This window comes from Synechocystis sp. LKSZ1 (genome assembly GCF_040436315.1).
Classification (GTDB): domain Bacteria; phylum Cyanobacteriota; class Cyanobacteriia; order Cyanobacteriales; family Microcystaceae; genus Synechocystis.
On sequence record NZ_AP031572.1, the window covers coordinates 1,834,219 to 1,856,693 of the forward strand.

9 protein-coding genes are annotated in these 22,475 nt (G+C 47.6%); 1 reads left to right on the forward strand and 8 read right to left on the reverse strand.

The genetic code is table 11. The annotated features are described in order from the left end of the window. The first annotated feature begins 176 nt into the window (after positions 1 to 176). The gene (locus ABXS88_RS08575; protein WP_353674758.1) at positions 177 to 9,728 is read left to right on the forward strand and encodes a choice-of-anchor Q domain-containing protein; all 9,552 of its coding nucleotides are present in this window, start codon (positions 177 to 179) and stop codon (positions 9,726 to 9,728) included. A gap of 111 nt (positions 9,729 to 9,839) precedes the next feature. Here ABXS88_RS08575 and ABXS88_RS08580 read toward each other — a convergent pair whose 3' ends face one another. The 8 genes from ABXS88_RS08580 to ABXS88_RS08615 form a co-directional block, all read right to left on the reverse strand. Next, positions 9,840 to 10,610, reverse strand: coding sequence for a hypothetical protein (locus ABXS88_RS08580; RefSeq protein WP_353671630.1), 771 nt, complete (start codon positions 10,608 to 10,610; stop codon positions 9,840 to 9,842). A 293-nt stretch (positions 10,611 to 10,903) separates the two neighbouring features. Next, positions 10,904 to 13,816: a Calx-beta domain-containing protein gene (locus tag ABXS88_RS08585; protein ID WP_353671631.1), complete on the reverse strand. Its 2,913-nt coding sequence runs from the start codon at positions 13,814 to 13,816 to the stop codon at positions 10,904 to 10,906. Positions 13,817 to 14,023: 207 nt separating this feature from the next. Further along, on the reverse strand, positions 14,024 to 15,076 hold the full coding sequence (locus tag ABXS88_RS08590; RefSeq protein WP_353671632.1) for a chemotaxis protein CheB: 1,053 nt from the start codon (positions 15,074 to 15,076) through the stop codon (positions 14,024 to 14,026). Between the two features lie 5 nt (positions 15,077 to 15,081). Further along, positions 15,082 to 15,495, reverse strand: coding sequence for a response regulator (locus ABXS88_RS08595; RefSeq protein WP_353671633.1), 414 nt, complete (start codon positions 15,493 to 15,495; stop codon positions 15,082 to 15,084). Further along, complete coding sequence (locus ABXS88_RS08600; RefSeq protein WP_353671634.1) at positions 15,482 to 17,809, reverse strand: hybrid sensor histidine kinase/response regulator; 2,328 nt, start codon at positions 17,807 to 17,809, stop codon at positions 15,482 to 15,484. The genes ABXS88_RS08595 and ABXS88_RS08600 overlap by 14 nt, the downstream gene beginning before the upstream one ends. A gap of 3 nt (positions 17,810 to 17,812) precedes the next feature. Continuing rightward, on the reverse strand, positions 17,813 to 19,168 hold the full coding sequence (locus tag ABXS88_RS08605) for a methyl-accepting chemotaxis protein (protein WP_353671635.1): 1,356 nt from the start codon (positions 19,166 to 19,168) through the stop codon (positions 17,813 to 17,815). A gap of 59 nt (positions 19,169 to 19,227) precedes the next feature. Then, a complete protein-coding gene (locus tag ABXS88_RS08610) occupies positions 19,228 to 20,247 on the reverse strand; it encodes a chemotaxis protein CheW (protein ID WP_353671636.1) in 1,020 nt (339 codons plus the stop codon). Positions 20,248 to 20,253: 6 nt separating this feature from the next. Further along, positions 20,254 to 21,378, reverse strand: a complete 1,125-nt coding sequence (locus ABXS88_RS08615) for a response regulator (protein WP_353671637.1) — start codon at positions 21,376 to 21,378, stop codon at positions 20,254 to 20,256. Between the last annotated feature and the right edge of the window lie 1,097 nt (positions 21,379 to 22,475).

Consider the following 22,475-nt stretch of genomic DNA (forward strand, 5'->3'; position numbering starts at 1 on the left):
GACCGGCCAGACTCAGGGCCTGTTCAGATGCTAAGGACAAGAACCGAGTCAGGATAAGGGGACTTCTGCGGAAATTACGGATCCATTGTCTATACTGATACAGAGGAGCAAATACCAAAAACATCAAGGGTTTAACACTTGAGCCTTATCGGCATTCCCAAATACTCACTGCCAACATGAATCCATTTCCCCTAGAATTCGCCATAGTCTACGAACAACTTACTGCCTTTGCTGGCCTGGAGAGTTTCTGGGCCTCTTTCAATACAGCCTTTGGCAGTGAGTACGATTTCGCCAAGGTGGAGAATCTGCGAATCCAGTGGTTGAACCAGGATTTTAGTCAACTACCAACCATCCAGGTCTTGGGCAGTGGACTAGGGCTAATTGTCGGGGCCTATGCCCAATCCACCAATACCATTTATCTGTCCCAGTCCTTTTTAGCAACGGCCACACCAGAACAGATACAAGCCGTCCTGCTCGAAGAAATTGGTCACTATGTTGATAGTCTTGTTAACTCTGTTGATAGTGAGGGAGATGAAGGGGAGATTTTTTCAGCTTTAGTTTCTGGAGTTGGCTTAAATAAACTAGAGCTACAGACAATAAAAGCCCAAAACGATCACTTTACGATTTTTGTCGATGGACAATCTTTACAAGTCGAAGCGGCAACTATAACTGTTACAAACACGAATGATAGTGGTGCAGGTTCTTTACGGAATGCGATTGCCTCTGCGGCTTCCGGAGATACGATTAATTTTAGTAGTCTTTTTAATACTGCTCAGACGATTATTTTAACCTCTGGGCAATTAGTGGTTAATAAATCTTTAACTATCCAAGGCCCTGGCGCGAATTTATTAACGATTAGCGGCAACAACGCCAGTCGGGTCTTCGTAATCGACGATAACAATGAGAATAATGCCGAAACGGTAGAAATCTCCGGTCTGACCATTAGCGGTGGCCTGGTAACCACTGGCAGTGGAGGGGGAATTTTCAACTTGGAGAATCTCAGTCTCCGCAACAGTACCCTCAGTGGTAACTCCGCTGACTCCTTCGGCGGCGGGATTTTCAACCGTATAGGAACAGTGACGGTCAGCAACAGCACCATCAGTGGTAATTCTACTACCGTGTTCGCCGGCGGCGGGATTTTCAACGACATGGGGACAGTGACGGTCAGCAACAGTACCATCAGTGGTAATTCTACTCGTTTCGGCGGCGGGATTTTCAACGACATGGGGACAGTGACGGTCAGCAACAGTACCATCAATGGTAATTCTGCTAACCTCACCGGCGGCGGGATTGTTAACAACGCGGGGACAACTTCTCTAACCACTACTATCGTCGCCAACAACATCGCAGGTAATGGCGATGGTAATAATCTTCTGTTGTCTGACGGAACGATCAATGCCAGCAATAGCCTAATTGAGAGTAACGCTGACCTAATCAATGGAACCAATAGCAACAATATCTTCGGTGTAGATCCCTTGCTAGGGTCTTTACAAAATAATGGTGGTACAACCTTAACTCATGCGCTTCTACCGGGTAGCCCTGCCATTGGAGCAGGCAATACGACTCCAAGTACAGATCAGCGGGGGATTAGTCGCCCCCAAGGAACTAATGGTGACATCGGGGCCTTTGAGTATGTTCCCCCCATCGTTAACATTACTGCTACTGATAATACCGCTACAGAACAATCAGGAAATACTGGAACTTTTCAATTAACTCGTGATCTTCCCACCGGTGCAACTAACACGGCATTACCTGTTCAATTAACACTTTCGGGAACGGCTAGTGCTAGTGATTACAATTTCTCCGCTTCTGGGGGTACGGTTAATGCCAGCAACAATACCGTTACGGTAACTTTTAATTCAGGTTCCAACACTGTCAATGTGACGGTTACTCCTGTGGATGATATCCAGGCCGAGGCTAATGAGACAGTTATTTTAACGCTCAATGGTGGAAGTCTAAATTATGACTTAGGAGCTAATACCAGCGGCACCGTCACCATTAGCCAAAATGATTTTGTTGTTATCAATACGAATGATAGTGGCGAAGGCAGTCTGCGTCAGGCCCTTCTCAATGCCAATGACATCAGCGGAGCCAATACCATTACCTTTGCTGGAGTTTTCACCGATGCAACGCCCGACACCATTACCCTGACCACTGGGCAACTCAGTATTACGGATAGTGTGACCATCCAAGGCCCTGGCGCTAACTTGTTAACGATTAGTGGTAATAATGCGTCTCGGATTTTCTCTTTTGGGAATACTGGCCCTCAAACCTACAACATTTTGGGGCTAACACTTACAGGCGGTACTGTTGATCGTGGTGGTGCAATTGCCATGAGTGATGACAATGACATATTAAACATCGATCGAGTAGCTATCACTGGTAATACAGCAACGGCATACGGATCAGGAATAGCCATTGCAGGGGGTAGTACCCTAAACCTGACTGATAGTGGCATTTACTATAACAATGCCAGTGGTGGTGGCGGAAGCAGTGTATATATTGAGAATAGCAAGGCTAATTTAAGCAATGTAACGGTGAGTAATAATACGGGTAATGTGTTTTGGGGAGGAAGTATTCTCAATTTTTCTGATGCTTCTGACAGAACCAGTACGGTGACATTACTCAATACCACGATCGCTAATAATCAAAATTATGGTCTATATAATTATGGTCAAAGTGGAGGCAGCCCTACCACCAATTACAGCAACAGTATTTTTAGCAATAACTCTATAGAAAATTTTAATGGGCAAGCCATTTCCCAAGGCAATAACATCGAGAGCGGTACAAATGCTTTGTTAGGGCCTTTACAAAACAATGGTGGTACAACCTTAACTCGTGCCCTTCTACCTGGTAGCCCAGCCATTGGGGCCGGTAATACAAGCCTCACCACGGATCAACGGGGCATTAGTCGGCCCCAGGGAACCAATGATGACATCGGGGCCTTTGAATATGTCTCCCCAACAGTAAGCCTAACAGCAACAGATAATACAGCGACGGAAGCGGCAGGCAATACAGGCAATTTCCAATTAACTCGTGTCATTCCCTCTGGAGGACTGAGCGATGCTCTCCCGGTTCAATTAACGCTTTCGGGAACAGCCAGTGCTAGTGATTACAATTTCTCTGTCTCTCCCTCTGAAGGAACAGTTAGTGCTAGTAGCAATACGGTAACGATTACCTTTAATGCCGGTTCTAACACTGTCAATTTAACGGTAACGCCTGTTGACGACATCCAGGCCGAGGCTAACGAGACGGTTATTTTAACGCTCAATAGTGGAACTCCAAATTATGACTTAGGAGCGAATACCAACGGCACCGTCACCATTAGCCAAAATGATTTTGTTGTTATCAATACGAATGATAGTGGCGAAGGCAGTCTGCGCCAGGCTATTCTCAATGCCAACGCCATCAGCGGGGCCAATACCATTACCTTTGCCATTCCAGGTGGTGGGGTGAAAACTATTAACTTACTCTCAGCGTTACCGAATATTACGGAGCAAGTCACTATTGATGGCACTAGTCAAACCGGTTTTACCGGTACTCCCCTAATAGAGTTGAATGGAACGTCTGCCGGAAGTGGTGCGAATGGTTTGACCTTGACTACCGGTTCTAGCGGAAGTGTTATCCAAGGCTTGATCATTAATCGTTTCAGTAGCGGAGCAGGCATTTTTGTCAACAGCAGCAACAACAAAATACAAAAAAATTACATTGGCACTAATGCAGGTGGAACTTCTGGAGCAGGTAACTCATTTGGTGTTTCTGTTAATTCAGGCAATAACAATATCATTGGCAGTGACGAAGATGGCAACAATGATGCCAGTGAGGGAAATTTAATTTCTGGTAATGGAAATGTAGGTGTTCTTTTCTTCGGAAGTAATAATTTTATTCGAGGCAACTATATTGGTACTAATTTTGATGGCACATCGGCTATAGGAAATGGAATCCATGGCATTTATATTGGTTCTTCTAACCATAACATTGGTGGATCAACAGCCACAGCTCGCAATATCATCTCTGGCAATAGCTTCAGTGGGGTTGCTATCTTCGCAAATCTTGCATCTAATGCTAGCAATAATATTGTGCAAGGTAACTATATCGGTACAGATATCAGTGGCAATAATCCTTTAGGTAATGGTAGTGGTGGTGGTGTTCGTATCACAGGTGCCAATAATACGATTGGGGGGACTGGTGCTGGAGAAGGTAACATTATTGCGAATAGTGCGGGCAATGGTGTGTATGTAACAGATGCTTTTAACGCTAGCCCAAGCCTCAACAATGCAGGTAATAACATCTCTGGAAATAATATTTTCAACAATACAGGTTTGGGGATTGATCTTGCCACTGTTCAAGGTGATAGCGAGGTGGGCATAACACCCAATGATTTATTGGATTCAGATGCTGGTGTTAATAACCTGCAAAATTACCCCTTGCTAATCAAAGACAATAATGGCACTGTTCAAGGCCGTCTCAATAGTGCCCCAAACACCATTTTTCGGATCGAATTTTTTAGTAACACCAATGTAGATCCCAGTGGCAATGGTGAAGGTCAGACTTATTTGACTTTTCAGAATATAACCACAGATGGTAATGGAAATGCCAGTTTTACTTTCACGCCGCCAGGTGGGTCGCTCAATATAACGGCTACTGCGACAGACCCCCAGGGAAATACCTCAGAATTTTCGAGTCCCGCAATTGTTCCCGTCGTCACGATTACAGCCATTGATGCAACAGCAAATGAAGCGGGCGATCCAGGAACCTTTCGGGTTAGTCGTACTGGGGCCCCTATTGTCCCTTTAACTGTCAGTTATGCCGTTTCAGGTACAGCTACCAATGGTAGTGATTACAACAGCCTTTCTGGAACGGTTACTATTCCCGTTGATCAAACTTTTATCGATATCGCAATTAATCCCATTGATGATATCCAGGCCGAGGCTAATGAGACGGTTATTTTAACGCTGAGTAATAGTGTCAACTACATTCAAGGAGCCAACACAAACGGCACTGTCACGATTAGCCAAAATGATTTTGTTGTTACCAATACGAATGATAGTGGCGAAGGCAGTCTGCGCCAGGCTATTCTCAATGCCAATGCCATCAGCGGAGGCAATACCATTACCTTTGCCATTCCAGGTGGTGGGGTTAAAACCATTAATTTGCTCTCGGCTTTACCGAATATTACGGAACAAGTCACCATTGATGGCACTAGTCAAACTGGTTTTGCCGGGACTCCCCTAATCGAGTTAAATGGGGCCTCCGCCGGAGCTGTGAATGGCTTGACCTTGGGCGCCGGTTCTAACGGAAGTATTATCCAAGGCCTAGTCATTAATCGTTTTGGTAGCGGCAATGGCATTCTCGTTCAAAGTAATAACAACACCATTTTGGGTAACTTCCTGGGGACAAACGCTGATGGAACAAGTGCCCAGGCCAATCTGCGAGGCGTTTATATTGATGGTGGCTCAAATAATGTCATTGGTAGCTCTACGATAGCAAGCCGTAACCTAATTTCTGGTAATACTCAACAAGGCATTGTGATTGATAAAGCCAGCGCAATCGGTAACAAAGTTAAAGGCAATTACATCGGCACAAATCTAGCAGGAACCGCGGCCCTTGCTAATGGCTTCCATGGCATACAAATTCAAGGAGGCAGTAAAAATAATATTGTAGGGATTGATGGTGATGGAGCTAATGATGCCACAGAGGGGAACCTGATTTCCGGTAATGCTCAAATTGGCGTTATTACAGAAAACACAGGAACTACAGGCAATATCATTGCTGGCAATCTAATTGGAACCAATGCGGCAGGAACCTCTGCTATTTCTAACAATACAGGAATATATATTGCGAATGGAGCTGAGAATACCCGTGTAGGGACAGACAGTAACGGCGTTTCCGATAGTCTAGAGCGCAATATCATTTCAGGAAATACTAGTTTTGGTATCTGGAATCTTAATAATGCAGGGAATCATCGCATTAGTGGCAACTACATCGGCACGGATATTAATGGAACAACAGACCTAGGCAATGGCAGTGATGGAATTTTAGTTAATGGCTCAGCTAACAACACCATCGGTGGTAATCAAGTCAGTGATCGTAATGTTATTTCTGGTAATAATCGATATGGTATTTTGCTTACTTCAGCAACCACTACAGGCAATACCATTCAAGGTAACTATATTGGTACGAATGCTAGTGGTACAGGGGCAATCGGAAATAGCAACGCCGGTATTCGACTAGAGAGTGGCACCGCCAATAACTTAATTGGTACAAATGGTGATAGCGTCAATGATCTGGCTGAAGGCAACGTTATCTCTAGCAATAGCGTTGGTATTTCTATCGCTAGTAATACAACCACCAATAACACCATTGCTGGTAATAAAATTGGAACAAATGCCGCTGGAACGGCAAATCTGGGGAATACGACTCAGGGGATTTTGATTAGCGATTCTCCTAACAACACCATTGGTGGAACGGTCTTAAATGCCGGTAATTTAATTGTTGGTAATACTCAACAAGGTATTGCGATTACAGGCAACACAGCCACCGGCAATAAAATCCAAGGCAATTCTCTTTCTAGTAATGGAACTTTAGGCGTTGACTTGGGCGCTGATGGTATCACTGCAAACGATCTAGGTGATGGTGATGCCGGGCCCAATGGTCTGCAAAATGCACCGCGTTTAAGCCTAGCTCCCAATGGAATCGTTCAAGGCCAACTCAATAGCACTCCGAATACCACTTTCCGCATTGAGTTTTTTAGCAATACTAATCCTGACCCTAGTGGCTATGGAGAAGGCCAAACCTTCTTAAATTTCATCTCCGTCACCACGGATGGAAGTGGTAATGCCAGCTTTACCTTTGACCCCAGCGCGGCCAGCAATATCACCGCAACGGCCATAGACCCATCGGGCAATACTTCAGAATTTTCCAACGTTGCGGCTCAGACTAGCCCGACCTTTACCTTGCTGACGGATAACTTCACCGCTTTTTATAATCCCACGATCACTAACCTTGACTACAACCTTGTGGGACGACAAGGCGGACTTTTGGCAACGACCCGCTGGATACCTAATACCACTACTGCCCAAGTCGGCAACCCGACCCCCAACATTGACCAAGGTAATTATCTGTTATTGAGCAGTTCTGGACGAGCGGCCCTTGACCGGAACTTTAACGGTATCAATGCCCAGGGCGGCCTCAAAATTAGCTTTGAGCTGGCCCCGAATGCTACTAATACAAATTCAACCTGGTGGGGAGGCATTAGTCTTGGCCTCTCGGAAGCAAACAAAAATATTTTTATCAATAACAATGTTCCCCACTTTGGTATTCTTTTCCGGGGCAATGGCGGCATTCAGGCCTTTGATGCTAACAGTGATGTCAGCGGCGTGAATAGTGGCTGGGGAGGTACCGGCAATAGTAGTACTCTCTATCCCTTTAGCCTTGAACTCACTGACCCCACCGATGGCAATCCTTTTAATGGCATTGGTCAAACCAAAGTTGAGGTTTTTGCTGGCAATAATTTAATCTATACCTATACCAAGGGTAACGGGGGCTATAGCGACAACTACATCAACCTAGGAACCACTGGGACTTCTGGCTTTGATAATTTCAAGCTTGAAAAACTGGGTCGAGTCCCCTTTGCAGAAAATGCCACGGGTACGGTCTATACCGCAACCGCTATCGGGGATCCCCTGCGAAATCCGAGCTTGGTCTATAGCCTCGATGGGCCAGATAAAAATCTGTTCAATATTTCTCAAACAGGAGAAATTAGCTTTAAAGTGGCTCCTAATTTTGAGGCTGCGACAGATGCAGGGGAAGATAATATCTATAACCTGACAGTGATTGCCAGTGATGCCAATTTAACGGGCTCTCAAAATGTCACCATCACAGTGACCAACGTCAACGAGGCCCCGATTAACTCCGTACCAGACGGTCAAACAACGAATGAAGATACAGTCTTAGTCTTCAGTGCCAGCAATAGCAATCTCATTAGCATTAGTGATATAGATGCCGGGTCGAATCTGGTGCAGGTGGCATTAAGTGTGACCAACGGAGTACTGACTTTATCTGGGACAACGGGATTAAGCGTTACCAGTGGTAGCAATGGCAGTGGTAGTTTTACCATCCAGGGTACAGTAGCCAATATTAATGGGGCCCTGAATGGACTGACTTATCTGGGGAATAGTAACTTCAATGGCTCTGATAGTCTGCAAATTGTTACCAATGATCTGGGCAATACAGGTACTGGTGGTGCTTTAACAGATACCGATACAATGACCATTACGGTCAATGCCGTCAATGATGCACCAATCAACACCTTACCTAGTACCTTCAGTGTTGATGAAGACACGAACCTAACTCTCACAGGTTTATCCATTGCCGATGTAGATGCTGGCGCAGAGCCCGTAACCGTAACCCTGTCGGTAAATTCTGGTACTCTAGCCGCCACAACAGGAGGAAACGTCACTGTAACAGATTCTGGAACTAGCTCGATTATTTTAACGGGAACTGTTGCTGCGATTAATGCATTTCTGGCAGGAGGATCGGCCCCGGTCTTTTCCCCCATTAGCAACTTTAATGGCGATGTTCTCTTAACCCTGATCACCAATGATCAGGGTAATACGGGTTCGGGGGGAGCAAAATCGGCTACTGATACCTCAACTATCACTGTCAATTCCGTCAATGATGCCCCCAGTATTACCAGTGGGGCAACGGCCAGCATTGCGGAGAATAGCCCCGTCTCGACGGTGATTTACACAGGGACGGCGACCGACCCTGATACAACAGCGCCTAACAATACTGTATCTTTTAGCCTCAATGGTCCCGATAAGGACTCTTTTACCATCGACTCTGATGATGGAGAAGTGCGCCTGAAAAATCCTGCTAACTTTGAAGTACAGAATAGTTACAACATAGAAGTTGTTGTCACTGATGGCGGCAATCCGGCCCTTTCAGATACCAAGGCTGTCACGATTCAAGTTCTGGATGTTACGGAAAGGTTTACGACTCCCAATCGAGACTCCATCAACACCGGCCCTGGGAACGACTTTGTCACCACCACCCTCGATAACTTGCGCCAACGAGACAGCATCAATGGCGGTGCTGGCAACGACACGCTTGTTCTAGAAGGGCCGGGTAGTACCACTCCCCTAGAGATTAACCTGAGCAATTCTTCCCAGGTACTAGTTCAACCTAACTTTATTGGACTGCCTATTCCCTTCCTCTTTTTCCCCGTTCCTTGGAGTCAATCCTCTGTTAAGGGCTTTGAGAATGTGGATGCCAGTGGTTTTACTGGCAATCTCAATCTGACGGGTAGTAATCTAAGTCAGACTCTTAAGGGAGGGAGTGGCGCAGACAGAATCTTTGGCTTAGGAGGAGATGACCTCATTGATGGTGGCCTCGGGGCCGATGAGTTAACTGGGGGCCTGGGCAATGACATGGTTTACCTCGGCAATGATAGCGCCAGGGATAAAGTGTATTACAGTGCAGGGGATGGAACGGATACCGTGTTCCAGTTCAGTCGAGCCAATGACCAGATCCTCTTCAGTGGAATTGCCAATATTGATGTTGTTTCCAACGGAAGTAATACGGAATTTCGAGTAGGAGATGGTAACATAGGTAATCCTGGGTTTGCCACGGGAAGTCTGTTAGTGAGTCTGACTGGAGTTACTGGTTTTGATTCTACGGATGCCAGTAATGGCGTTATTAGTGGAGCTACTTTTAGTTTTAGCTAAATTGCTTTCGATGCCTGCCATTAATCCGAATGTCGGTTAGTACCATCTAAAAACCATTCCCAAAGGAATCATTTCCTACCTCCTCCAAAAGCGTAGTTGTCCACCGGAAGATTAGGCCTGTTTCCAGAAACGAATAATTTCTCGGACGTGGTTCAAAACTTGGCTATCCTCCGTCAGTTGGGCAATGGCCGCTTCCGCTTCCCTCGCTAGGCGCTGGTGGGCCGTGTCATTGCTGGCCTGGAATTGTTCTAGGTTGGCCCGCAGTTGAGCCATCTCCCGACGCAGGCGTTCCCACTCGCTTTTTTGAATGGCAACCAGGGAATCCTCCCGCTCTGGATCAAGCTGTGTCTCTAAGGTTTGCATCGTACTTTCCAGTTGGTTGACCCGTCCTCGTAGCTCCAGTACATCTTCTCGAGGATACTGGATTTCTTGGCGAATCATGGTCAAGCGGATGGCTAGGTATTGATAAAAACGGACGGCTGGACGGAGGAAAGTCAACAGCAGGGTGGCAAAGGCGCTGACGTAGCCGACGGCACTAATACCTGAGCTAGCTAGATAGTATAAACCCAACGCAGATAGTAGATGCAGGGTAATGGCCGCCACGAGAGACCAACGGGCTACCTTGCGGACGTACTTTAATTGGTTTGGATCTACAGGAATATTCTTTTCTCGGGATGTAGCCGCTTCGGCCTTAACCGCTTCGGCCTCAAAATAAATATTCCAGGGAATGGTGACAACGGCCAGTAACCACCAAAAGCTGGCAATGCCGATCAACCAATCGACTAAGTTACCAGCAGGAATCTGGAGCCATTGCAGAATAAAAAAGGCGATTAAGGCCAGTAATCCCGTTCCTACGCTAAAGCTGACGTAACTAAAAAACATACCTTTGCCCCCTTGGTTTTTCTTAAGGGTATCCAGGCCCTAAAGGCCTTGAGAGGAAAAGGTTAACAGTTTCCAGATTGGCATCTCTAACCAATCATTGGCCCTCTGACGCTGATTCCCAATCCATAATATGTAAAGGGTTTGTTATTAGCAAGTATTCTGACTTAGAAATTAAGTAATTTCATCACGGCTGTGGATTTGTGTTGGCCTTGCACTAAACTTTCCCCTTTGGGTTCGGTGACGCTTCCCCGCCAAAACCAATTGGGCCAACACATCACTCCTAAGCTTGTTAGTTATATTAAGGCAAAATTAGACCCTGTAAATGAGCCAACGGCAAAATCGCTCTGACTATCAAAAATACCAACTAAGGCAATTTCTGAGGCCGAGATTGTCCTGTTACTTCCCGAATTGAAGTAATAAAGATATCCGTTTCCATTATCGTAGGCTAAAATATATCCTTGGCCCCGGGCAGCACTGGCATTGAGGGTAGCATTATCTGTTCTCGTACTATTCGATAAACCATCTAACAACATCGAACCATTCAGGCTAGCACCTAAATCTACCCCTGTTTCTGTGTTGTTAAAATTAAACAGGAACAGATCGGTTGTGGCTGTATTGAGATTTACACTAGTGGCTTGACTGACGATTGCCGTTGTGGGGCTCCCTAAACCTACACGAGTCGTCAAAGAGTCTGATAGAAGAACGGTATCGCCTACTGTCCAATCGGTAATAGTATTACGGTTGGCTGAGGTACTAATGGCACTTAAATCAAACCGATCATAGCCATTCCCCCCCGTTAAAATATCTACGCCGCCACCACCTTTAAGTGTATTAATAGCATCATTCCCTGTCAAACTATTATTACCTGCATTTCCAGTACCATTAACTGCGGCACTGCCCGTTAAGGTTAACTTCTCCACTCCAGCAGGCAAGGTCGTGGTGATCGCAGTTGTTAGAGTATCGGTAATAGTTGTCACGACAGAAGGCGTTGAGCCTAACATCCCGTTACTTGGGTTAGAAAGGGTTAAAGTAAATGTTTCATCTGCTTCACTAAGCGCATCATTAAGAATAGAAATATTAATGGCTTGACTGGTTACTCCAGGATTAAAGGTTAACGTGCCACTGCTGCTGATGTAGTCCGAGCCTGAACTAGCCGTGCCATTGCTGGTGGTATATTGGACTGTCAACGGTTTTGATCCCGCCGTATTGAGGGTGACGGTATAGCTGACAACCTGATTACTGGTCAAACCTTCTACAATTGTTTGCGGACTGCTTGCAATATTGACGATCGGAAAATCATTATCTGTATTAACTACACTGACATCGGTCGCGTCTAGCCCGTTGTAACGACTATCGCTGGAAACCGCGGGCGCCAAAACAATACTATAGGCTTGATTTCCATCTATTATGGTATCATTGACTCCAGTAATCGTTACTGTTTGGGCGATATTCCAATTACTATTGGTAAAGACTATACTGCTGACATTGACTGTTCCTTCGTTGGGGTTACTACTGCTAAGCCCAATGGTGACATTCGCTGTCGGAGCTTGATTTAAGACGACTGTAAAGGTTGCCTGTCCTCCAGCTTCCGTCGTTGTTAACCCTGAGGTGGGGGAGACGAGAATGGCTGCATTCGCAACAGGTTGAACCAAATTTCCCGTGATATAGTATTGCCCGAGACTCCCGTAGTCGGAGTAGCCTGTGGTGAGATCCCCTTTGCCAACGCCATCAATAGCTAAGTAATAGGTTCCTGCATTCAGAAATACGTTGCTAAAATTAGCGGTAAGCAAATCAACGGGATTGGATTGAAATAAAAGCTGACCATTAGTATCATAAATTCCTGCCCAAATATCCAGGTTACTACTGCCACTGGGAGGTGTTAGGTACTCAATAGAGTAGTTACCATTATTGTAGATATAGGTCTGGGTAATGGGATTAATTGCTAAATTGATATCACCAGTCCCTGTACTGAACTGAAACCAATCTTGATCCGTACTCCGTTCAATTAGTCCAAATTGATTGATATTCAGATTGCTGACACTGAGCAGACTCGCTGTTGCTAAGGTATTCCCAAAATCATCGCTCCGATAACTAAACCCATTCTGAGTGGTGATGATATTTAAATCATCTTCCAAATTGTTGGCATTGACATATTCTCCCTTGCTCCATTGGCTGAGGGGTTGGTAGTACCCCACGCCCATAATCGGGGCCCATCCGGTAGCCCCAGAACCATGGCCACTGTAATAACCATCTGTTGGCGTCCCATCATGATCCAGTCCAAGATTATGACCGACTTCGTGGGTAATGGCTTCGGCAATATTTTTTTCACCATTGCCTAAATTTTCTGGAAAAACTAAGGCTGGTTTATAGTAATCGCCAACGGAATCAAAGACATCGACATAGGCAATTCCTCCGTAATTCCCAAAATAGCTACTAATGGGGCTAATTAAGGCCCGAGTCCCATAAACCTGATCGCTAGAACTACTACGAGTGAGGTAATCTTCGCTCAATAACTGAGTCGTGACATTAACATCAAAGGGGGCAAAATCCTCTGCGACCCGTTGCCAGATGGCTTGAATGCGGGCCAATTCCGTATCATTAAAGGCTGGATCACTATCTAAACTCCAGGCTGGGGCATTGATTGCATTTCCTCCATTTTCACTATTTGTCCAGGCTGTATTCGCGGGTAGAGTATGGCCATTGAAATCTAGATAAATGGTTTTAGTCGCCGTCGGCTTACTATGCAAAAAGAAGGTATTGGCTAGACTGGTGGTGGCCATCGCGACAGCCGGTGTGCCATTGGCCAAATCTGTAGTCTGGAAATTCAAAGTATTCGTACAAAAAGGACAACGGCAGGTCACTGCTGGGTTCTGCAGAGAATGCTCCTGAGCCACTTGGGGATTGAGCCAGCCATTACCCTGGAGCAAGGTGATTGCAGTTTCTTCCGGGGGGTTGATGAGGCCTAATGTGGGAGAGAAATCAAAATTGGCATCGAAGGATCTCGGTACACCCTCGATCAACACAGCAGTTAAGGTCTGCTCAGTTCCGGCCAGGACATCCGCAGACAGGCCCTTGCCTTGATAGGCGATGGTGATAGGAAGGGATGGGGTTTCGACGGCGGCCACTCGGTCTCCCGGTTGGTTAGGCAGGGTTAACCCAAAATCTAAATTGAGGAAAGATTGTAGGGGGGTAGAGAGAAAATTCATGGGGTTAACCTCTCGGTAACAGCAACTAGTTCCGTTAAAAGGGCCTAAACCGCCCAATAACTGCCTTCGATTTCACTGTAAACAAGTGCATCCCTAGCCAACAACAGAAAAAACACTGTACATCGGCAAATCAAGAAAACTGAAGGGCCAAAGTTCAGCAGATTTACCGATAGCTCCAGAAAAAGTTCATCCTGCCAGGTCTCAGTGCTACAAAGTAAGAGGCGAGCAACAGGCCTTCATCAACCACGGGCCAATGGCTGTTAGGGGGAGAACCTCTTGGGCCGCCCCCAGTAGAATGGCCTCCCGAGGCATGCCAAACACAACACAGGTTTGCTCATCCTGGGCAACAGTCAAGCCTCCCATCGTGGCAATGGCCTGGAGCCCCTTTGCGCCATCCTTGCCCATCCCCGTTAATAAAATGCCAATGGATGCTGGCCCCCGGTGACGGGCCAAGGAATGAAACATCACATCAATAGCAGGACAGTGGAGTTCTGTGATCAGGGGAGGGGTGGTTTGTAAACGACCCCGGCGATCAATTTCTAGGTTCAGGCGCTCTGGAGCGTAGTAAACGGTACCGCCTATCGGTTCCTCATCTGGAGCCGCAATTTTGACCCGCAGAGCACATTCTTGATTCATCCAGCTCACTAAGCCGCCTAAAAAACCCTCGCTAATATGCTGAGTACAGAGAATCGGTAGGGGAAATTGGGCCGGTAGGTGACTCAATATTTTAAAAACAGCCTGGGGGCCACCGGTAGAAGCGCCGATACCGACAATACTCGGCCCCTGATCAAACCTAGGAATTGCCGGAGAAAATGAAGGCTTGGGCTCTAGGTGCTCTACTGGACGAAGGGGCCGAGTAAAAACCTTAACGCCGGCTAGAATCCGGATTTTGGTGAGCAATTCAGTTTTAATTTCCGCCTCACTCAGGCCAAGAACGGGTTTGGGTAAGACATCAATGGCCCCCGCTTGGAGGAGCTCACCAACCCTCTGCTCGTGGCCCTCCCCCACCGCGACACTGACCACTAAGATGGGCCGGGGAAAATGGGCCATGACTTGCTGAATCAGGGCCAGGCCATCCATCTCTTTCAGGTAGAAGTCCGTACAAATTACATCCGGTTTAGCCGCTGGAATCGCCTGGAGGGCTTCAACTCCCGATTGGGCCGACCCGACCACCACCAGGTCGGTAGCTGAATTGATGATGTTCTCTAGAATGTGGAGGGCAATGGGAGAATCTTCGACCAAAAAAACACGGATGGCCATGGATTTTACACGACGCGCTTACTTGCCAACACCCGTATTTTCGTGACGAGGGTATCCCGGAGGCGTTCGTAATCGGTGGGGGTGCCAGTGTTGGGCTTGGGGAAGAAATCCAAGGCCCCCGCTTGCATCAAGTTATAGATATTGTCTATATCATTGGGTTGCACGGCGTTACTAATCACCAATACGGGCCGGGGAAACTGTTGCATGACGGCCTTGGTAAATTCCAATCCATCCATGCCGGGCATCTGGAGGTCGGTACAAATCACATCCGGTTGGGTGCGGGCAATCACCTGGAGACCGGTGGCCCCATCCGTTGCAGTTCCCACCACTTCGACGGTATCAGAGGAATTAATCAAACGTTGGAGAATTTCTAGGGCGACGATGGAATCCTCGATCAAGACAACCTTAATTTTGCTCATAAATCAATTTCCTTAAACTATCCAATAATAAACTCTGATCGAAGTCCCCTTTGGTCAGGTAGTCGTTAGCCCCAGCGTCTAGACCCCGACGACGGTCATCTTCCTTGGCTAAAGTGGTGACCAAAATAATCGGTAGCTGGTCGTAAGCCCCTAGACGACGAATTTGCTCTGTGAGTTCAAAGCCGGAAAGGTAGGGCATCTCGACATCAGACACCAGGGCCGCAAAGGGCCCCTCTGCCTGCACCTTCGCTAGGCCCTCTCGCCCATCGACCGCCACCGCAACTTCGTAGCCAGCCCCCTCCAAAATTCGTCGGAGTTGGGTCCGGATGGGGAGAGAATCTTCCACTAACAGAACCCGGGGTTTGCGGATGCCCGCCGGGGTGAAGTCACTAAGAACCCCCACCGTCTGCTCAACCTCTAGGAGGGCCGAGGGATTAAGCACATGGCAGACTTCGCCGGTACTGAGAATCGTAGCGCCTAGGAGGAGGGAAATGCCGCTGAGGAGGGGGTTGGGATTTTTGAGTTGAATCTCCTGGTAGTCCCACAGGCGATCGACGATCAGGCCTTGGTACTGGCCTTGGCCCTTGAGGACGACACAGGGCCGCTTACCCGCCTGTTCCTGCATGGGTTGGCCAACAATATCTCCCAAGGCCTTGAGGAGGAGCGGTTGGCCCTGCCAAAGAATACAGGGCCGGCCCTCTAGCTGAAAAATCTGCTGAGGATCGAATAAAAAAGACAAGGCAACCCCATCAACGGGAAGGGCATAGCAATGGTCTTGAACACTAACCAGTAAGACTGGAATCACACTGCGATTAGCCCGGAGCAAGATGCGAAATCGACAGCCTTGGCCCGGTTGCGATTCCACAGCCAATTCCCCCTGTAATTTTTCCACGCTGGCCTTAACCACATCGAGGCCAACGCCCCGGCCGGAAATAGCACTCACCTCACTTTTGGTTGAAAAGCCAGGGCGAAAAATCAGAGATTGAATTTGTTCAGGGGCCATCAGGGCCAATTCGGTGGGGGTCAACAGTCCTTTTTTGACGGCTGTTTCACCAATCGCCCGGTCGTCTAGGCCCCGGCCGTCATCCTGCACTTCAATCACAATCTCACTGCCTCGGCTATAACCCCGTAACCAGAGATTCGCTTGGGGCGGTTTACCGAGACGGGTTCGCTCCGCGGGCGTTTCTAGGCCATGGTCGATGGCATTGCGGAGCAGATGGGTGAGGGGGGCCTTGATTTCATCTAAGATGCGGCGGTCTACTGCTGTCTCACTACCCTGGAGGTGCAATTGCACGTCTTTGTTTTGTTGTTTACTCAGATCCCGCACCGTGCGTGGAAAAAGATTAAAAATTGTTGCAAAGGGAAGGAGTTGCAGTTTACGGACATCCCGTTCCAGGGCCTCCGTTACAATTTCGAGTCGCGTTGTATCGGTCTGGGTTTGGCTAGTCAGTAATTGCAAACACTGGCCCATTTTTTCCAAGGCCTGGTCGATCTGAGCAAAATGCTGTTGCAGGGGAGAGCGGTGGGGGCCCTCTAGGGCCAAGGCCTGACCCTGTTTACTAGCCCGCTGGGTATTTTCCCAAAGAAGATGGAGAGTTTGAAGAACCTCCAGTTGTCGCTGCATTCTCTGCTGGGTGACGGTGAGTTCCCCCGCGTGATTGACCAGTTGATCTAACTTGGCCCCATCCACACGAATGGTATCCAGGCGTTCGGCCTCGGGGCCAATCGTCGGCGCTGAAGTAAGGGCCACAGGTTCCGTCAAGGCTTCCAGTTCAAGCAGGGGGGATGGCAGACTTGACGTAGCGGGTTCTGCCACCAGGGCCAGAAGCGCTTCGATGTCATCCTCTGGGGCATTCTGGGATAAGCTTTCTAGGGGCCAAGCCGAACTGAGATCCGCCATCGTGGGGTTAGAGACCAGGGGCTCACTACTTTCTTCCAAGAGGGTCATTAACTGGGCCGCTGTATGAAAAACACTGACTTGACTCGGTTCCCCCGTTACTGCTTCCTGGGCAATTTTTTTGATGGCATCAACCCCCTGCAATAGGCCATCACAGACCTGGGGCGAAAATTGGCCCTGGCCCTGGTGAATCGCACTTAAAACCTCTTCCAGGTGGTGGGTCAAGGATTCTGCCTCACTCACCCCCAACATACGGGAATCTCCCTTGAGAGAATGGGCCTCCCGTAACAATTCCTCTAGTTTCGAGCGATCCTGGGGATGGCTTTCCAGCCAGAGCAGACCGGCTTCTAGGTTACTGAGATGTTCCGTGCTGGCGACCTGGTATAAATGACGCAGTTCTTCATCTTCAATGAACATAAGCTAGACCATTTCCTTCAGTGACTGGGCCGATTCCGAGAGTTCCTGGGTGGCGGCTCTCACTTGCGTCACGCTACTCGCTGCCTCCCGAGCGCCTAGGTTGATGGCATTCATGGCGGATACGGCCTGCTGTACCCCAACGGCCTGTTGCTTGGAACTGAGGGCAATTTGCTGGGTATTCATGGAAATATTTTGGATAGCATCGGCAATGCGTTGGAAAGCACGTACTGTTGAATTAGCCAAACGGATGCTTTCAATGGCCTTCTTGCTACCTTCATCGGTGACCATCACCGTGCTATTGATCGAGGCCTGAATTTCCCGAATCAGAAAGCTGATTTTTTCTGCCGATTGTTTACTCTGGTCGGCCAACTTACGGACTTCCTGGGCTACCACCGAGAACCCTTTACCCTGCTCTCCCGCCCGTGCCGCCTCTACTGCCGCATTCAGGGCCAAAATGTTGGTTTGGTTGGCGATATCGGCCACCAATTCCGAAACTGTTGTGATTTGAGAGGTCTGTTCGCTTAAATGGATGATTTTTTCGGCAATGGAAGAGACATTTTTCTTGAGAACCCCAATCCCTTGTACCGTGGTTTGAATCGATTCTTTGGCAGAGTTAGAAAGCTCTAGGGCCTGCTGGGCACTGGCAGCCGCCGTGTTGGCTTGTTCTGCTGATTGACGGGAAGAGGCGCCCAATTCTTCCATGGTGGTGGTGGTTTGGTTCACCGAGGCGGCCTGTTGAGAGATCACCTTATCCTGTTCTGAAATCGAAGCCGCAATTTCCGTCGAAGATGCCGCCAGTTCACTCGAGGTTTGCTTCAATGTGTTGGTTAGATTCCGCAGAACTAAAAACGCCCCCACAACCACCGCAAAGGACAACAGTAGAGAAAGGGTCTCTAACGACTTGGCCAACTGCTCATCGTTTTTGGCCTGGGCCTCGGCCGTTCCCACCATTCTGTCCGTTGTCCCAAAAAAGGTTTCACTGAGTTGAAAAAGCTCTGCTTCATTGGGGGCCGGCTGGGCTAGGAGTCCTTCAATCTTTTTCCATTCGTTTTGGACATCGAGGAGGGCCGCTCGAAAGACTGGATCGGTAGCAGGAGGTAACTTGAGGGCCTCATCACCGTTAAGCAGGCCATTAATTCGCTGACTGGTTTTTTGCTTCAGGCCGTTGATGACCTCTGGCTTACCATTGTTTAATTTCAGCTTTACTAACCGCTGGGTTCCCCCTCGAACCAAACCGGCTTGGTTGACAATGGTAGAATCCCTCGCAATATTGCCAGTTAAAATCATGAGCATGGCATCTAAGGTCGCCAACACCAGAATGCTCGCAATAATAATGGAACCCTGGGTTTGAATTTTCATAAAAATTAAGCCTCATTTGATTAGTTAATTAAGTGTCAAGAAAGCCTGAATCGCTAACCCTAATTGAGGGCACTCAAGCTGATTATCATGCGAGCGGGATCTAGGACACTGACTAGTTTTTCTTGCTGGAGAATTGTCCCCATGAGATGGCGCTCTTTATGGGTTAGGGCCTGAGCTTGAAGGGCTTCGACCTCTATTTCTATCACATCCTGAACCTGATCCATCACAATTCCAATGCTGGTTTCTTCAACTTCTAGTACCACTGCTTTACGGGGTTTGGCTTTAGAAGCGAAGGAAAGATGGAGAAGGGAATGAATATCAACAATGGTTAGGATTTCGCCCCGTAAATTAATGTTGCCGACGATATAGGCTGGGGCACAAGGAACAGGAAAATACTGCTCAATATCGATAAATTCTCGAATTTTTTCGAGGGGAAAAGCAATCAACGCCTCGGACAGTTGAATCACTGCAAACGCAGCTTTTTCTTGTTTGTTTTCTCCTTGGGAAAGCTGGGCTAAATTGATACTCCGTTGATGCAGGTTTTGACGCTCTGAAACCGTCAGATGAGGGGCATACTGTTCATAAAAATTGCCTAAAATACTGGCGTCTCCAGTTTCGGTTTCTACCTGGCCCAATTGGGCTACGGCCGCTGGGGCACGGATCAGCGTTTCGGGATTGAGGAGAGGGACTAAAGTGTCTTCGGTACGAATTAGGCCCTGTAGAAAAGCGGTACTCACCGGATTATCATGACCATAATCCGGTTCTGCCTCTAGTTGCTTTGGTGATACTTCAAGAACCCCATCAACCCCATGGACGATCAAGCCAACGAGCAATTTCTGCCATTCGAAAATAATGACACTGTCCTTCGGCGAACAGACGGGCTGGGCTAGGCCTAGGCGCTTAGCTAAATGCATCATCGGTACTGTTTTGCCGCGTAAGTTCAAAACGCCGACGATATCCGTAGGGGGCTCCGGTAGGGGGATAAGTTCTGGTAATAAAAAGATTTCCTTGACCAATTCTAGGGCCAGCGCGTAGGGACGGTCTTGGAGGTAAAAACGGAGGTAGCGATAATTATCCATGCGGGGCTAAACAAACTCCTTAACCGTGCTGAGCAATTGGTCTTTATTAATCGGCTTGGTGAGATAACGATTGGTGCCGGCCATGTGGCCCTTGGCTCGGTCAATTAGGCCATCCTTGGCCGTGAGCATAATCACTGGCGTATCCTTAAATTTGTGGAGTTTGCGAATCGTCCGACAAAATTCCAAACCGTCAATTTCCGGCATGGTCACATCTAGCAAAATCAAGGAGACCTCCCGACGATTCAGCACTCCCAGGGCATCCATGGCACTACTCGCCGAAATCACTTCGTAGTCTTCGCACAAACTGCGGCGAATCATTGCCTGGACAATCGGGCTATCATCCACACTCAAAACCACTGGCAGGGCCTGGGACTGCACAGCCATCTCGCCCTGCAGGAAGTCTAGTAGGCGTTCATTTGTCCACCGATAGTAGAGAGGCGCCAAGGTCAAGGGATCTTGATGTAGAGCTTCTGCAATATCCATAAAAGAACGCCGTCCATCGACCCACTGCTGGAGGTGTTGCCGCGTTGGATGGTGGTGGATGGTGCCTAAAACCCCTGATCTGAGACGAGGGATGGCATCTAGGGAGGGAATCGCCGATAGGTATTGGCGCCAAACCTGTTGTCGCTGGGCTATTTTCTGTAGGATGCTACTACAATCAATGCCATGACGATCCGAGCCATAGCCCATATCAAAGAATGTTTCCTCCTCCACGGCCACGGCACAGGAATAGGGCATTATTTGCTCTAGCAAAATAATCATGCGTTCCGTGGCGACTCGTTCGATATCCTCCCAGCTAAAGGCCCTTGTCCCAATAATGGTATCTAGCAGTTCCCATACCGAGGTCGCATTGGTACGTCGGGAAGCATATTCCATCAAGGAATCGGCGTAACCCACCTTAAGCCACTGGGCAATCAGGTGAACGAATTCACTCGGACTCGGGATTGTTCTTTCAACCAGCGTCAGACATCCATCCTGGAAAGCCAGAAAACAAGTCAGTTCCCGATGGCTATTTGGCAGGGCCGTGGCAGAGACTTTAACTAAGCCAGAAAATTTAGATTTCTGCAACCGGGAAAGGTGATGAACCAAGTTCTGGGAGGATTGGGAGATCTCTGAGGATGAAAGTTGCATAGCGTTACTCCTGGAGAAACAAGGATTGATTTAAGGGCCTGCTTGGGAAAAAAGGCATCTAGACCAGGCCCATTGCATTTCAGTACATATTTTCTAACTATTCTGCCTGCTGATTTCCCTGGTATTGCTGATGCTGGCAAGTATCTCAAAGTGTGCTCATTGGTCATCCCTAGTCGGCGGTTCATCGGTAGGCAAGGAACATTAATGGTTCTACGCAGAATTTACCAGTTGAAGTTCATAAATTTAATTGAATTCCACAAAAACTTAATGAATCTAAACAAAAATCAATGAACCTAAGTTAACTAAAGATGGGTCAAAAATCCCCCCGGCAAGGACGGAATTGAGCTGGGAATGCTGGAAATCAAGGCTTCAGTCTCGTTTGGTAGGGTCAAACGGCTCATGCTTTTTGACGAAATGGTCAATGTCGCAATTAGTAAAGAAAAGCAAAGATAATTTTAGGCATCGACAACAAATAGACTTATTTTTCATCAAATACAGACTATTTTTTTGGATTTTAATCATCAACTTCTCTAAGAAAATGGGAAGAAATTCCCCTGAGAAATTTTTAGTTTATTTGTCACCTCAATTGTGGTGGAACTGAATACGGGAATAACCTAACACGGTCAAAATGAGTGGAAAGTATAAAGAAATACCATTAAACTCTTGCCACTATCTCGAAAATGCAACTTGCCTGTGCTGACGATGAAAAAACAGCATACTGCTCGGGTTTGGGACTAAACCATGCAAGATTTATTGTGACTAAATTCAACGGCTTACTAACCAGGCCCTAGTCGCGCTCAACCATTGCCGACCATCTCACTAGACCACCAAGATGATGCTTGCACTCGACGATCATTCACCCAAGGAAACAACGAGATTCAGTACCGCATCTATACTATAGGAACCAGTCACTGGAAAGTCTAAGCCCATTTCTTTAACAAAAGGTCTCTTTCCCGTTTTGACACATCCCACACCTTTTCGACCAAATTTTCAATATCCAGTTCTGCACGCCTTCAGACGGCTCCGCCATCTCTACCCTAACCCTAGCCAATGAGAGTTTGGGTCGCAATTGATTGGGCCCTTTTGAGAATACCAGT